At 32.7% G+C, this 14,380-nt stretch carries 17 protein-coding genes; 6 read left to right on the top strand and 11 right to left on the bottom strand.

Features of this window, described 5'->3' with window-relative positions; translation table 11 throughout:
- Window positions 1–101 precede the first annotated feature (101 nt).
- A complete protein-coding gene (locus Q1K37_RS06910) occupies window positions 102–494 on the bottom strand; it encodes a hypothetical protein (protein ID WP_300410788.1) in 393 nt (130 codons plus the stop codon).
- A 124-nt stretch (window positions 495–618) separates the two neighbouring features.
- Here Q1K37_RS06910 and Q1K37_RS06905 point away from each other — a divergent pair, with 124 nt between their 5' ends.
- Genes Q1K37_RS06905 through Q1K37_RS06895 form a run of 3 tightly spaced genes read left to right on the top strand, consistent with a single transcriptional unit; the run spans window position 619 to window position 1,698 of the window.
- On the top strand, window positions 619–912 hold the full coding sequence (locus Q1K37_RS06905; protein WP_300410787.1) for a metalloregulator ArsR/SmtB family transcription factor: 294 nt from the start codon (window positions 619–621) through the stop codon (window positions 910–912).
- 9 nt (window positions 913–921) lie between these two features.
- On the top strand, window positions 922–1,524 hold the full coding sequence (locus tag Q1K37_RS06900; protein ID WP_300410786.1) for a methyltransferase domain-containing protein: 603 nt from the start codon (window positions 922–924) through the stop codon (window positions 1,522–1,524).
- Window positions 1,525–1,542: 18 nt separating this feature from the next.
- The gene (locus tag Q1K37_RS06895; RefSeq protein ID WP_300410784.1) at window positions 1,543–1,698 is read left to right on the top strand and encodes a hypothetical protein; all 156 of its coding nucleotides are present in this window, start codon (window positions 1,543–1,545) and stop codon (window positions 1,696–1,698) included.
- A 236-nt stretch (window positions 1,699–1,934) separates the two neighbouring features.
- Here Q1K37_RS06895 and Q1K37_RS06890 read toward each other — a convergent pair whose 3' ends face one another.
- From Q1K37_RS06890 to raiA, 3 genes are all read right to left on the bottom strand, one after another.
- A complete protein-coding gene (locus Q1K37_RS06890; RefSeq protein ID WP_300410782.1) occupies window positions 1,935–3,344 on the bottom strand; it encodes a sodium:alanine symporter family protein in 1,410 nt (469 codons plus the stop codon).
- Entirely contained in the window at window positions 3,344–3,868 is a 525-nt protein-coding gene (locus Q1K37_RS06885; protein ID WP_300410781.1) for a hypothetical protein, read from the bottom strand. Before Q1K37_RS06885 ends, Q1K37_RS06890 begins: the two co-directional genes overlap by 1 nt.
- Window positions 3,869–3,984: 116 nt before the next feature.
- Window positions 3,985–4,515, bottom strand: a complete 531-nt coding sequence (raiA, locus tag Q1K37_RS06880) for a ribosome-associated translation inhibitor RaiA (protein ID WP_300410779.1) — start codon at window positions 4,513–4,515, stop codon at window positions 3,985–3,987.
- A gap of 419 nt (window positions 4,516–4,934) precedes the next feature.
- Here raiA and Q1K37_RS06875 point away from each other — a divergent pair, with 419 nt between their 5' ends.
- Entirely contained in the window at window positions 4,935–5,879 is a 945-nt protein-coding gene (locus Q1K37_RS06875; RefSeq protein ID WP_300410777.1) for an aromatic acid exporter family protein, read from the top strand.
- A gap of 11 nt (window positions 5,880–5,890) precedes the next feature.
- Complete coding sequence (locus tag Q1K37_RS06870) at window positions 5,891–6,826, top strand: YihY/virulence factor BrkB family protein (protein WP_300410775.1); 936 nt, start codon at window positions 5,891–5,893, stop codon at window positions 6,824–6,826.
- Window positions 6,827–6,946: 120 nt separating this feature from the next.
- Here the strand turns inward: Q1K37_RS06870 and mscL are convergent, their stop codons facing one another.
- The 3 genes from mscL to Q1K37_RS06855 all read right to left on the bottom strand — a co-directional run bounded on the left by mscL (window position 6,947) and on the right by Q1K37_RS06855 (window position 8,583).
- Entirely contained in the window at window positions 6,947–7,360 is a 414-nt protein-coding gene (gene mscL / locus Q1K37_RS06865; protein ID WP_300410773.1) for a large conductance mechanosensitive channel protein MscL, read from the bottom strand.
- A 188-nt stretch (window positions 7,361–7,548) separates the two neighbouring features.
- Window positions 7,549–7,893: a hypothetical protein gene (locus tag Q1K37_RS06860; protein WP_300410772.1), complete on the bottom strand. Its 345-nt coding sequence runs from the start codon at window positions 7,891–7,893 to the stop codon at window positions 7,549–7,551.
- Window positions 7,894–7,926: 33 nt separating this feature from the next.
- Window positions 7,927–8,583, bottom strand: a complete 657-nt coding sequence (locus Q1K37_RS06855; protein ID WP_300410770.1) for a hypothetical protein — start codon at window positions 8,581–8,583, stop codon at window positions 7,927–7,929.
- Window positions 8,584–8,768: 185 nt separating this feature from the next.
- On the opposite strand from Q1K37_RS06855, the gene Q1K37_RS06850 reads away from it, so the two are divergent.
- Window positions 8,769–9,605, top strand: coding sequence for a hypothetical protein (locus Q1K37_RS06850; RefSeq protein WP_300410768.1), 837 nt, complete (start codon window positions 8,769–8,771; stop codon window positions 9,603–9,605).
- A 136-nt stretch (window positions 9,606–9,741) separates the two neighbouring features.
- Here the strand turns inward: Q1K37_RS06850 and Q1K37_RS06845 are convergent, their stop codons facing one another.
- From Q1K37_RS06845 to Q1K37_RS06830, 4 genes are all read right to left on the bottom strand, one after another.
- Window positions 9,742–10,683: a DUF4143 domain-containing protein gene (locus tag Q1K37_RS06845; RefSeq protein WP_300410766.1), complete on the bottom strand. Its 942-nt coding sequence runs from the start codon at window positions 10,681–10,683 to the stop codon at window positions 9,742–9,744.
- 16 nt (window positions 10,684–10,699) lie between these two features.
- A complete protein-coding gene (locus Q1K37_RS06840) occupies window positions 10,700–10,894 on the bottom strand; it encodes an AAA family ATPase (RefSeq protein WP_300410764.1) in 195 nt (64 codons plus the stop codon).
- A 136-nt stretch (window positions 10,895–11,030) separates the two neighbouring features.
- Window positions 11,031–12,650 (bottom strand): ABC transporter ATP-binding protein, encoded by a 1,620-nt coding sequence (locus Q1K37_RS06835; RefSeq protein WP_300410762.1) that lies wholly within the window; start codon window positions 12,648–12,650, stop codon window positions 11,031–11,033.
- Window positions 12,643–14,304: an ABC transporter ATP-binding protein gene (locus tag Q1K37_RS06830; RefSeq protein ID WP_300410760.1), complete on the bottom strand. Its 1,662-nt coding sequence runs from the start codon at window positions 14,302–14,304 to the stop codon at window positions 12,643–12,645. Before Q1K37_RS06830 ends, Q1K37_RS06835 begins: the two co-directional genes overlap by 8 nt.
- Window positions 14,305–14,380: the final 76 nt, after the last annotated feature.

Below are 14,380 nucleotides of genomic sequence, written 5' to 3'. Positions count from 1 at the left end.
GCTATTGCAAGGCTTACAGGAGATTTGCTCTTTTTTTACTGTCAAATTCAGGAATGTCAATTAATTCACATGAGCCCTTGGATTATTTGCCTTAAAGTAGATTAAAATAAGCTTTTGTCCACTATTTCTAAGTCCAAAGTCCCGTTGTCTTCTATCCTTTTTATATAGACCTTTACAAGGACTTTAAAGGACTTTTCAGTATAGCCTTTTAATGTCTTAGTATGATAAGTTCCATTCTTATCCAAGTATCTGAGTTCTAAAGATCCCTCTTGAAAGTTTTTTGGAGTAACAAGCTCTTTTTTTAACTTTTCCCTTGGTCCAATTTTTTTAATCTTCTTCCAAGTATTTTCACTACTATATTTTATTTCAATGTTTTCAATTACATCCTCTGTCCTATTGTAAAAAATTATACTTGAATTGGATTTTCCCCTCATATAAATGAATATAACAAGAGCAATTACAATTAGTATTAAAGTCCAAATCCTCTTTTTCATGCTTCACCTCGACTTAATTATAGCAAAGTTTAAAGGACTAAAGTTTTACAAAAAAATTACATTGACAGTTATCGATATGAGGTTTATAATAAATACATCGATAGTTATCAATGTGAGGTGTGAAATGACAGAGGAAAAGATGGTACAAATATTTAAATCCCTCTCAGATTCCAATAGGCTTAAGATATTAAATTACTTGGGAAAGGGAGAACTTTGTGCCTGCGAACTACTAGAATATTTGGATATAAGCCAGTCTACCTTATCCTATCATATGAAAAATCTGATTGAGACGGATTTAATCCTAGTAAGACAGGTGGGAAAGTGGAGTTACTATAGGATAAATAAAGAAGTATTTTATGGGTTTAAAGATTATGTAAAAGGGTTAAAATACTCAAACATAATGAGAAAAGAATGTTAGAGGTGTAAAATGAAAAAAGATAGTAAAAAGTCATTAAACGAAGAAACAATTAGGAAATCCGTACGAGATTTCTATACAGATATAGCAACAGGTAAGAAAAAGGCTAGGGTTAACTCAGACGATTTAAACAAGGCATTGGGCTACTCAAAGGAACAATTGCAAGAAGTGCCAGAAGAAGCCAACATGGGCCTAGGATGTGGAAACCCCCACGAAAAGGCAAAACCTGTCGAAGGAGAAAGAGTTCTAGACCTTGGCTGCGGTAAAGGATTTGACGTATTTATTGCGGCAAAGTCCGTTGGAAAAACCGGCTATGTCATAGGAGTGGACTCAAGTATCGACATGGTGGAAAAGGCAAGGTTAATTGGCAAGAAGAGAAAATTTGACAATGTTAACTTTAGACTGGGAGAAATAGAATACTTGCCAGTAGCAGATAATAGTATGGACATAGTCATTTCAAATTGTGTAATAAACCTTTCAACCCAAAAAGAACAGGTCTATAGAGAGATATTTCGAGTGTTAAAACCAGGAGGAAGAATAGGAATTTCTGACATTACACAAGCAAAACCACTGCCACAATCCGTATTGGACAATCCGAGAATGTACGGAACATGAGTTGCAGGGTCTGTAACCTTGGAAAGGATAAAAGAGATTTTACAACAAGCAGGCTTTAAAAATATAGATATAGATGCAAAAGTTGTAACAGATGAATATGCAGCAAAATGGGGAATAGATGAAGTCAATTTAAAGGATTACCTATTATCATCCACTATAACAGCATATAAGTAATGAGGAGTGGTCAAACACTCATACATGAGTGCTCGATTTAATGAGATGTGAGATGTGAGATGTGGGAGATGGGAAGCGGGAAATTTTGAAGGAAAGCCCACAGCTTTCCTACATCTTTTTAAGCAGGGTTTTCAGGGACGGTCAGTCCCTGAATTTATGGAGGGCAAAGGGTTGGGATTTAAAGGGAAGGGAAAGGGAACCATCAAATAGGTTCCCAATTCCTTCCCTTTGTCTTTTTAGTCATTTTCATATTTATAATCATAGTGTAGTGGTTTGCCTGATTTGACTTGTCTATCGTAGTCTCTCAGTATCTCCCTGGCCTCTTTCGCCAAGAAGAATATGGCTAACACATTTGGAAGCGCCATTAGTCCCATGGCACAGTCTGCTAATACCCACACAAGCCCTTCTTTCAACGTTGTACCGTACAAAAGAAATGCAAGTACAACAAATTTGAACATTCCAACTATTTTCTTATTCTTATTTACCAACATCTTAACATTTGACTCTGCAAAGAAGTACCAACCTACTATTGTAGTCAAGGAAAAGAAGGATAGCGAAACTGACAGGAAGACTTCTCCAAAGGATCCAAATCCTAGAGAAAATCCGTTTTGTGTCATCAATGTAGCTGTCTTTTCCATTGTCTTGGCTGGTATTGTTGGGTCATAACTTCCTGATGTCAAGGAAACCAAAACTGTACACATACAGATTAGGAAAGTTGAAATAAACACTCCTATCATGGCGATAAATCCTTGTTCTGCTGGGTGATCTGTCCCAGATACTGCATGGGAGTGAGGTGTAGAACCCATCCCAGCTTCATTTGAGAACAAGCCTCTTGCAACTCCAAATCTTATGGCTTCTTGAACTCCAATTCCTAGAATTCCACCATTTATTGCACTTGGATTAAAAGCTCCTTTTATAACCATACCAAGGGCTGGAATTATATTATGTCTGTAGAAGATTATTATTAGAATTGCACCAAATACATAGGCAAATGCCATTACTGGTACAACTTTTTCTGTAAAGCCTGCAATTCTTTCCATTCCCCCTGTGAGTACTGCCGCAACTACAACAAGTAGTCCTACGGAAACCCAAACTTTAGGAAGGTTAAATGATGTACTTACAGATACTGCAACGGAATTTGATTGAACCATGATTCCTACAACACCTAATGCCACAACGCAGAAAAATGCAAAGATGTAGGCAAGAGTTTTATTTTTCAATCCGTTTTTAATGTAGTATGCAGGTCCCCCTACAAGCTCTCCTTTATCGGTTTCACGATATTTTTGAGCAAGTACAGCTTCTGCAAATATCGTCGACATTCCAAAAAATGCAGATAACATCATCCAAAAGGCTGCTCCTGGTCCCCCGGAAGCAACGGCAGTTGCAACACCTATAATATTTCCCGTTCCCACTTGAGCTGCAATTGCAGTTGCAAGGGATTGGAAAGGTGTCATTCTACCTTCTGGAACTTGAACTTTATTTATTATATCTGAAATCATCTTTTTTAAAGCTGGAAAAACCCTCTTTACTTGGGGAAATCTCAGCAAAATAGTCAAATAGATGCCCAGTCCAACTAAGCCAAATAAAAGGATATAATCCCATAGTGCTATGTTAATGAACTTTATGGCTTTTTCAATAAATTGCATTACAATTTTTTCTCCTCTCCGATTCTAGTATACTTTGTCAAAATTCTCCATGTTATCCATATCAAAGCAGAACGTATAAACGCTGCTAGGAAAATGGTGGAGAAGTTTTCTGTTACCAGTCCAAAATCCACTACGGAATATCTTATAAGAGATTCTACTGTGTTTGCACCAAAATCGCATATCATCAACAACAAAATTACCGGATTTCCCAAGTCTGGATCATCTTTTCTAATCAAAAAGTCGAAAAGCGCCCCATAGGCAAGATAGAAAAAGATTTCCAGCGAAAATGATAAAATCATTTTCCCATTTAAACCGGTATTAAAAGAAGTTTGTATCAATCTGGTGATAAATACCCCTACACCTGTATAAAGTGACAAAGGGATTGGTCTTATGTCTTCATGGATCAAAAGTCCTACAATAAGTACAATAATTCCAAGAGAAATCCTCAAATCACTGTCTCCAAGGGACAAGTTGATAAGAGAAAGAAGACTGGCCATTAAAACAAGTTGTAAATGTCTTTTCATATTAAGGTCCTTTCTAATCGATCTCGTTTCATATAAAAAGAGATATGCTTATGATATCCCTTTTTAAACGTACTATATTACTTTAACTTTTTTTTATTAATGTGTCAAATATGTTTTTAGAAATCAGGCTCTAAAATTCCATAATTTCCGTCTCTTCTTTTATATACAACCTTGACTAAATCGGTTTCAGAGTCTAAAAATACAAAAAAGTCATGGCTTATAAGTTCCATTTGTAAAATAGCTTCTTCTGAGTTCATAGGCTTAAGACCAAACTTTTTCACCTTGACTATTTTCTTAGGTTCTTCCTCTGGCTGCTCCTCGTCCAATATATTTTCAAACCTAATTGTCTTTCCTGTGTTGTATCGCTTTTGTAACTTGGTCTTATGCTTTCTAATTTGAGATTCCAGAGAATCCACTACTCTGTCAAGAGAATTCTTAATTTCTTCAGTTGAATGTTCAGCCCTTAAAACTGTCCCCGGTATTAGTATGGTCACCTCGGCTTTCGCTAATTGCCCCTCTTGACTATAAGTAACCCTCGCCTCAATATCTTCAGCAAAATACTTATCCAGCTTACCCAATTTCTTTTCAGCAATTTCCTTTAGGTTGTCGCCTACTTTATAATTCTTTCCTACATGAGTAAATTTCATACAAATACCTCCTAATCTTCTATAAGAATAATATCTTATGTTAAATTTATACCCAAAGACCTTATAAAGTAACCCTATATATTTATTCATTTAAGTTGAATTTAATCTTTGGATAAGTTCATTGTGGATAATGTGGATAACTTTGTGGAAAACTGTTGAAAAAGCGATCTGTTTTGTTGATTAGTCTATGGAAAAGTAAAATATGTGAATTTAATGTAAGGAAAAATATTCAAATTGTAAAAATCCTTAACAACTCCTCTACCAGTTTAGAGTAAGGAGAAAGAAAAATTCATGGATTATAAAATGGCAAATTCTATGGATTTATCCTATTCCTATGTTATGATGTAATTAGAAGTTTAAGCATTGATAAGATAAATTTTTTAAAGGACTTCTTCAAAAATAAGTCTGGGACTGATACCATGAAAAACCAAAAGATTAGTGATTTTTTAAATAATGTCTTTGGCCTTCGAACCGTCAAGACTGCAGTTGCAACAACCATATCCTACTACGTGGCGAAGGCCTTTGGATTAAACAATCCAATACTGGCAAGTATCTCCGCCGTAGTTTCTATGAGCTCCTCCATCTTCGACTCCTACACCATTAGCATCAACAGGATGATTTCGACAATTGTGGGAGCGGTAATAGCAGTTCTATTACAATACGTAGACTTAGTAAACCCAGTAACCATGTTGTTGGGAGTGGTATTAATAATAAATATATGTAACTATTTTGGATGGAAAAAATCCATAGTCCTTTCCTGTATCGTATTCATAGTAATTTTGGTCTATAAACCCATTAGCCCAAGTTCACCAACCTTTGAAGAGTATGCCCTCTTTAGAATTTCTGATACAGCCCTAGGACTGATTATAGGTTTCTTCATAAATTACCTAGTCTTTCCACCAAATAGATTCGATTTTATTTTACAAAGCTATCATAAAACACTTTTAGAGTTTGAAAAAACTTTCTTGAGACTACTTGAATCCAAGAAAAACATAGACATTGACAATCTTCTTACAGACATCAACGAAATCAACTCGGAGTTTAAATCCTTGAGAAACGATAAGAAGTTGAAAAAGAGTAAAAATATAAGACTTGCTGAAATATCAGGAATAAATTCCGACTTTTATACCGCCTTTGGTTTTATATCCCAGTTGGCGGAGTCGGGTCACGTTGCAAAACTAACAAAGGAAAATCAAAAGAAGATAAATCAATACTACAAAGCCACCTTAGAAATAAACGAAGATTCTTCCATCGAAGATGAGGAGTATATGTTAGCATTTAACTACTATTTAGATGAACTTATGAACATACTTTTCAAATTGAGACAAAAGATAGAAGAATTTGAACAAAAATATTCAAACTAATAGGAGACTCCATGAGAAAAATAAAAAAGGAAAACTTTAAAAAGATATTTACAAAACAATTTATAAAAGACTTTCTAACCCGAGTTAAGGACCACGACATCATGACAATGGCATACCAAGTGACCTACAATCTACTCTTGGCAGTGATTCCAACCTGTGTAATCATCATCAATATACTAATACCGGTTATGTCAGAAAATATATCCTTTATTTCAGACTCCATAGACAAATTGCCAAGCCAGGTGCAGCCCTTCTTGCATTCAATTGTAGACTTTATTATAAATCAACGGTCCACAGGAATACTATCCGTAGGGGTTCTAGCAGCCTTTTTTACAGCGTCAAGGGGAGTAAAAGCAATGACCAGAGCCTTTGATAAGTCCTTTAATAAGAAAGAGGACCGTTCCTTTATCAAGTCGCAAGCCTTGGCCATCTTCTTTACCCTACTTATAGCCATCGTAATAGGAGCGCTAATCTTTGCCATGGCAACAGGACCAGTTATCCTAAGGAAATTCCTAGATATCTTTAAAATTCCGAAGGATCTAATAAACGAATCCTTTATCAATATCCTAAGGCTTACCATACCCCTTGGAGTTATGATTTTGGTGTTTACCGCCGTCTATACCCTTGCAGCCTCTGACTCCATAAAAAATCTTATCCCAATCAAGCCTGCCTTTATAGGAGGGATGTTGGCCACTGTCCTATGCTCCCTAATAACAGTGGGATATAGTATCTATGTTTCAAATTTCTCCAATATGCAGTCCATCTACGGTCCATTAGTAGGAATCATGATATTTTTAATTTGGCTAAACTATATCGTCTTAAGCGTACTGATTTCAGGAGAATTTACAGCGACAATACTTCACCAATTCTATGACTACGGAAAAAAAGAAGATGAACTTACAACCTTTATCCACAGACAAAAGGATTATCACGACTCATTACAGTAATATAAAGAGAAATAAAGTAAAAAAGTAAAGACTCTGGTTTAATAAAAAACTTAATATCTGTCAAAGGCAATTAAAAAGGGAGCATTCATAAACTTTGAACGCTCCCTTTAATGTAAGTTCCTATCTGGCCTCTAATTCATTATGATATCCTTCTAAAATTGCTGTACAATTAGGACATCTAGTTGCTCCAACTGGTATTTCAGTTTGACAATGTGGACAAATCTTAGTAGTTGGAGAAGCTTCCGGTTCTTGCTTCTTCATCTTATTCATAGCTTTAACGATTAAGAATAAAATGAAGGCAATGATAATAAAGTTGATAATTGCTTGAATAACCATACCATATGGGATGTCCACCCCAGCAATAGTAGTGGTTAAATCTTCAAATTTTACACCGGCAGTTGCAGCAGATACAATATTCATAAGTATTGTTACAACAGCTTCAATGATCTTACTAAAAGCTCCAGCAATGATAACACCAATTGCCATGTCCATTACATTACCTTGCATAGCAAACTCTTTAAACTCTTTTAACATTTCATACTCCTTTCTCTATTAATATCCTTCATATTGTAGATACCCATGAATATTTACCCTAAACATTAAAAGTAGATGAAGTATAAAAAATTCCAATTTTACAAGGTTAAAGGGTAGCCAAAACTTTAAATCCAACTATAAAAATCAGACCTATAATATCTAAAAAAGATAGGGTTTCCCCTACCTTCTTAGCCATCATAGGAAATGGAAAGATTTTCTTGAAGCATCAAATCCTTCGCGCCTTTATAATCTTCCTTTTCCCTTAGTTCCAAAAATCTTTCCTTGTAAACATCAGTTACATCAGAATTGTCCTTGCTCAATATTCTAACAGAATCGTCCTTTGATAGCCTATCTAGACTTTGAGTGATTAGAGTATTGTCCTCCTCTTGATTGTCTAAATAGGTCTGTAAAGCCTTTTCCTTACTTAAATTTGCCACAGTCTCTTTAGAACTGTTTAACTTATAGGCCATAAATATATTTAACCCTAAGGACAGGATTAAAAGACCCATAATAATTTTTTGTTTACTTTTCACTTTTACACCTCAGATTTATTATACCAAAAACCATTATAAAGATGAAGTGTAACTCACTGTATCACGAGGAAAATTGACAATACCTTTTATTGTTACTCCGCTTTGCTTTATATTCATGTTAGCTTTCATATTATAACTTGCAGAAAACTTTGCACCATAACTTCCATTTTTCGTTCCAGATGTGGATACATTACTTAAGTAAGGCGAAAAACCCGCTCCAAATCTAGCTACTTGTATGGACAATGTCGGTTTACCTACTGAAGTCACTATTTTTTTATTTTGATCATAATAAAAAGTACCCGATAGTTTTACAACCCATTCCTTTTGGATACTACCATAATTAGTTGATTTGTATAGCTTATAAAAAGTCTTTGAGCTACTTTTTCCTAAAGAAGCCCTATAAGAAATACCATCATACCACGCCAATGAAATCTTGTTCTCTAAGATATAATCTCTAATTTTATCAAATTCATTGTTTTCATAAAATTTATTGATATTTGATTTATGAAGCATAGTAACATTATTTCCCTCGTTATCTTGTACCTCTGAAAAATTATTACGATAAAATTTTTCTACTGATTCCTCCAATAATGAATTGTCAACTTTTTTTTCAGTTGAATCATTAGCAAGGGATATTCTTGGGCTAATCACAAACATAATTAATAAAAGTATAGTTAAAAATTTTTTCATGTATTCTTCTCCTTATTTATTTGTACCCGGGTTTACGATAATAGTACCATTATTCTCAAACCAAGTCATCACAATATATTTATATTTTTTTGTGGAAATTAACCTGTTTTAAGTTATAAAATATTGTTTATGGGTATATTTCATGTAAATCAACTATTATAATGTTATAATACGGAGAGTGAAATATGAAAAAAAATCACAAAATACAAGATGATTTAAAAAACATTGCATTTAAAAATTTCTTATCCTATGATGAAATCGCTTACCACTCTAATCTTTCAAAGAATACAGTAAACAATTTAATAAACAAGGAAAACTTTAACCCAACTTTAGGAACCTTAGAAAAAATCTCCTTTGCCTGCGGACAGGATTGTATTAAGCTATGCTATTTAAACGGTCCTTTTAGAAATTGTATCATCAGAAAAATCACCCGCCACATCCTCCTTGAAGATAAGATTTCTGCAAAAAAAGGATTTGACGAATTGGTTAAAATCATTGAAGCCCTCCAATTTTCAGAGGAAGACTATTACAAGTTCCTATATTATAAAAAATACGAGAAGATTTTCAGATTTTATTTCGACCAGGTGGAAAAGGAAAAAATAAACTTTGACAAACTGAAAGAAGATTTTAAAAAGACTTTTGGCTTTGAACTTAAAAATAATTTAAAAGAAAGACCTGACTATTTTAAAAGAGATTCTATTTATTTTGCGGGATTAATTTTAGCACGAAATGGACATATAGACATCGCTTCCCAGATTTTTAAAAAATTGTTGACTATCGATATAAGAGACGACAACTATTTAATTTCTTTGATTTCACTGGCTAAATGTAAATTGCAATTAAAATCCTATAGGGCAGTAATAAGTATTTGTGATGACGCCATATCCATTTGTGTAAATAATAATTTTTCCTTCGATATGTTGGAGATACTAAAAATTAGAGATGAAGCCACAAAAAAACTGTATCAACTTGAATTTGAGAACAGCTTCAAAAAAAGTAGAGAAAATTTACTCCGTTCCTAGTCCAATTTAAGAAACAACCTGATAATGACTTGTTGTTTCCCCTTTATATTTAAAAACCTATAGATTTGCCCTTTGGCATAACCATATGTTTCATGCCTCAAAAAAATATTCATTATAAATTTAGATATTTACCTAATTACTTATAATTCACATACTCGACTGTATTAAATTTTGGATAAGATTTTCCTGGATAAATTATCTTTGGACTTTTGGCATTTTCTTCTTTTTCAACGAAGGATATTAAATTCCTAGAAAAGGACTTGCTCGGCGTCATAGTGGTTTTGATTTCCAACGGGTATAAAACACCCCTATCTTTTATAATTAAATCCACCTCAACACCTTTTAACGTTCTTAGATAATAGATATTTGGATTTTGATTTTTGTTAAGCCTTGATTTTAAAACTTCCGATACTATCAAATTTTCAAAAAGATTTCCCCGTAATGGATCTCTATTTGCCTGATTTTCTTTTTCTATGCCTAAAAGGTATGTTGCCAAACCTACTTCTGTAAAATAAACCTTAGGAGATTTAACTCGGTGCTTAGTTATATTAGAAAAATACGGTTTTAGTTTAAACACTACATAAGATGCTTCTAATACAGATAGCCATTGTCCTATAGTAGTAGATGAAACACCTACCTCTCCCGACATAGCTGATAAATTTACCACCTGTCCTACCCTCCCAGAAAGTAAAGTTAAAAATCTTAAAAACTTATCCAGGTTTTTAATTTCCAATATCTCTCGTAAATCTTTTTCTACATAGGTATTAAGATAATCACGATAATACACAGTAGATTCTCTTGTTTTTTTTCTATAAAGTTCTGGCATAAAACCAGTAATAAGCAATTTGTCAGTCGATAAATCCTTTAAAATTCCTTCTTTATCTAATTCATTCATGCTTAAAGGAAGCAAAGTTAAAATACTCGTTCTACCTGCTAATGATTGTACAATTCCCTTTTGCAAACTAGGTTTATGGCTTCCAGTTAGAATAAAACGACCATTTTTTTCTCCATCTTCATCTACCATAACTTGTATAGCCGATAGGATTTCAGGCACTCTTTGCACTTCATCTATGATCAAGGGTTTTTTGTAAGTTTCAAAAAAAACCTATATAATCCTCTTTAGCTAACATTCTATTCATCTGGTCCTCTAAATTGACATAATTGTATTCTTTAAAACATTTCTTTAACAAAGTTGTTTTATCGGATTGTCTTGGCCCAATTATAGTTACAATAGGTACTTGCTTAGAAATCTCTGAAAATTTATAAGAAATATCTCGATTAATCATCATTTTGCTTCCTTCTAACTTAATTAGAAAAATATGGGCACCTTTTTCAAGTTGTACTTGAAAAAGGTGCCCATATTTGTTCAATTTTAATAATTTAATACGTATTATTAAATTTTTCGCAGAAGAACTAGTACATCCATCACATTCCTACCAATTCCTCATACAAAATCTTTTTCGCAGATCCACTTTCTAAAATTATAATCTCATCGTAAATTTTTAGACTCTCATCTAGTTTATGTCTTATTGAAATAACCGTCTTGTCCAATCTATTAATTGTCTCTTCTATTGAAATAGCTTTTTCCTTATCCAAATTTGATGTAATTTCATCAAATAAAAAAACATCTCTGTCCCTAAGAAGCGCTCTAGCGATTTGTATCCTTTGTCTTTCCCCTCCGGATAAACTTACTTTTGCCTCTTCAAACATGGTCTCACTCTTATTTGGAAGACTATCAATTTTATTGTAGATTTGAGCATTTTTTAAAGCATTTTCATATTCTTCATCTGAATACTCATCATAAAGACAGACATTGTATTTGATGGACTTGGCAAATGTAAATAGGTTTTGACTAACCTTTTGAAAAATTTTATTGATGGAATTTTTGTTTAAATCTGAAACTCTAATATCATCTACCAAAACTTCACCCCTTGTAGGAATTAGATCTCCTGTAATCAATTTAAACAAAGTACTTTTACCCACTCCCGATTTTCCCAAGATAGCGTATTTTTTTCCTTTTTCAAATTTCAAATTTAAATTAGAAAAAACCTCATGATTTCCATAAGAAAAGACAATATTTTCTAAAGTTATAGACTCTTCAAGATGGTTTTTATCTGTAGTACCATACTTTCTTTCACTATTTTTAATATCTTCCAGTTTCTTAAAGACCTCAGAATTGGCATTTAACTCATTTTTAGAACTTAAAAGAGTCGAAATCGGCTCTTGTACGAAGTTCATGAGTTGACCTATTAGAAGTATTGCTCCAAGGGTCAAATATCCCTTTAATATGAGCACAGCTGTATATATTATCACAAGAATCTGACTAATAAAGGTCAATCCAAAAAGGGTATTATTTGCAATCTGTGAATACAAATTATAAAAAAACAAATACTTTTCAGCCCTTTGGATAAATGGGAAAGTGGCCCTCATCATAAAACCTTCAGCAGAAAAAGATTTTATAGTTTCAAATCCATTCAATGTATTGGAAAGTTGGTTGTTCATATCGCCAATTTTTTCTACCTGCTTTTGTCTTCTTTTACTCAGTCCCTTACTAAAAACTTTTGGTGATAAAGTTAGAAGAAAAGAAAGACATAAAACCATAAACGCAACCTTAACATCCACATAAAACAAGCTGATTAAAGCAAAAGCAAGCAATAAGCCATTTTCAATCAAAGAAAATAACATATTCACTTTTGAAGTTATAGCCAAGTTTAAATCATTTGTAAGTAACGAAATTGTTTCTCCTGAATTTATAACTTCACCAGACTTTAATAATTTAGAATAAATGATTTTTGATGTTTCCTTTAGTTCATAGGCTGTAAATCTTCTTGAAATAAATGCCTTAAGAAAATAAGCAAAGGCCATAAGAAATATTATTACTAAGGATTTTATGACAGTCTGCCTAAAAATTGTAAGATTTTTTGACTCCACTATATCTAGGATATCCTTAAGAGAAAAAGCCATATAAATGCTTAGTCCTGTGTAGAGGAATATGGCAATTATAGATAGGATAATCCACTTTGCTCTAAATTTCACCCTATTCATTATTACCATCTCCATTCAACAAATAATCTTTAGCATTATAAACATTTACCTTACCTTCATTAAAACGAATTATATAATCATATTTTTTCATAAGTTTTTCATCATAGTTATGACTTATGTTCAAGATAGTCTTATCTGTAAGACTCAATAACATTTCCTCAATCTGATCTTGTGTCCTTTTATCTAAAGAAGAAAAAGGCTCGTCTACTAACAAAACATTTCCTTCTCTATACAAAGCTCTAGCAATGCCCAACCTCTTTCTTTCCCCTCCAGAAATATTTGAAGCAGATTCGTTTATTATCGTATCTTTCCCATTACTTAGATTAAGAACAAAATTAGAAAGTCCAGACAACTTTATAGCTTTATCCAGTCTATAAGCATCATAATCATCCCCAAGAGCAATGTTGAAGCTTAAGGATTTTTCAAATATATAAGTCTCTTGAAGCACTGGTACAAATTCAGTATTCCACTGTTTCATTGAAAATGAATCTATATTTTTATCATCTATGAATATACTACCAGAATAATCGTCTATCCATTTCATCAAAATCTTCAAAAAAGTTGATTTCCCGCTTCCACTTTCACCAATTATCAAATATTTCTTGTTTTTTTCAATCACTAAGTTGATATCTTTTAAAACGTTATCAATACCATTATAGGAAAAGTTTAAATTCTCTATAATAAGGCTTTTATTAAAACTTAAACCCATACTGGTCTCTTCTTGTTTTTCAGATACCAATTCACCATGAAATTTTTTTCTTAAGGATTTAGTAGAGTTCATATAAATCTTATTATTGATAATTGCAATTGTAGGAGATTTCACATTATTGGTCAATTGAGAAGCAACTAAGATTGCACCGATGGTGATAAGTCCTTTACTATACAAAAATACACCACTAGATAGCACGACAGCATACATTAAAAACCCTGAAAATATTGAGGAAGCTACTATCAAGTTTTGGATATCTGAAAGTTTATTTCCCGTTTTTAAAACATTTCTATTATACTTAGAAAATTCTCCTAAGATATCTTCCTCTATATGATAGTCTCTAATAGTTTCAATCCCCAGCACTCCTTCCTTTACAAAGGCCATATAGTCTTCACAAGCTTTAGAATTTGTTACCCTTTGTCTATCCATCGCACCCTCATAAAGCTTCGGAACAAAATAAGGGATGAAAGTAGAAAGTAAAGCTATAACGAAAAATATGTAGTGTATCTTTGTTATATAAAATGTCGCTCCTAATAATAAAATTACACTATCCAAAATCACTAATTGTGAATTGAAATAATCCCATCTCAAACTCTCCCCGTCACTATATAATAAATTATGATAATAGGAGGGAGAATTTTTAGTAAAAACATTAAGTTTTTTCTCCATGATTTTCCTATATAGAATAGTTCTATAATCTTCGATTTTGTTTCCAACCAAATATTGTCTATAAGAGTTCTTTATAGTAGCAAAAGCCATAGCAAGAATAATAAATAAAATCAAACCCAAAACAAATAACCCTAGATTATTCATAAGTGTTTTATCATAGATTTTGTTGATAATGTTTCCTGAGAAATAGGAAAGTTTTATCGTTAAATAATTGGAAACAACACATAGCAATGAAAAAATTAAAATATCGACAAATTTATACTTAATTTTCTCCACTTAGAATTACCTCCCTCTTTATATTAAATATTATAATTGTTAAGTCTTTTGATATTATTTTGTTTAAGACAAACGA

Source organism: Lagierella sp., from assembly GCF_029983815.1.
In the GTDB taxonomy this organism is placed as follows: domain Bacteria; phylum Bacillota; class Clostridia; order Tissierellales; family Peptoniphilaceae; genus Mediannikoviicoccus.
The sequence above is the reverse complement of the archived record's forward strand: the minus strand, read 5'-3'. Positions and strand labels throughout refer to the sequence as shown.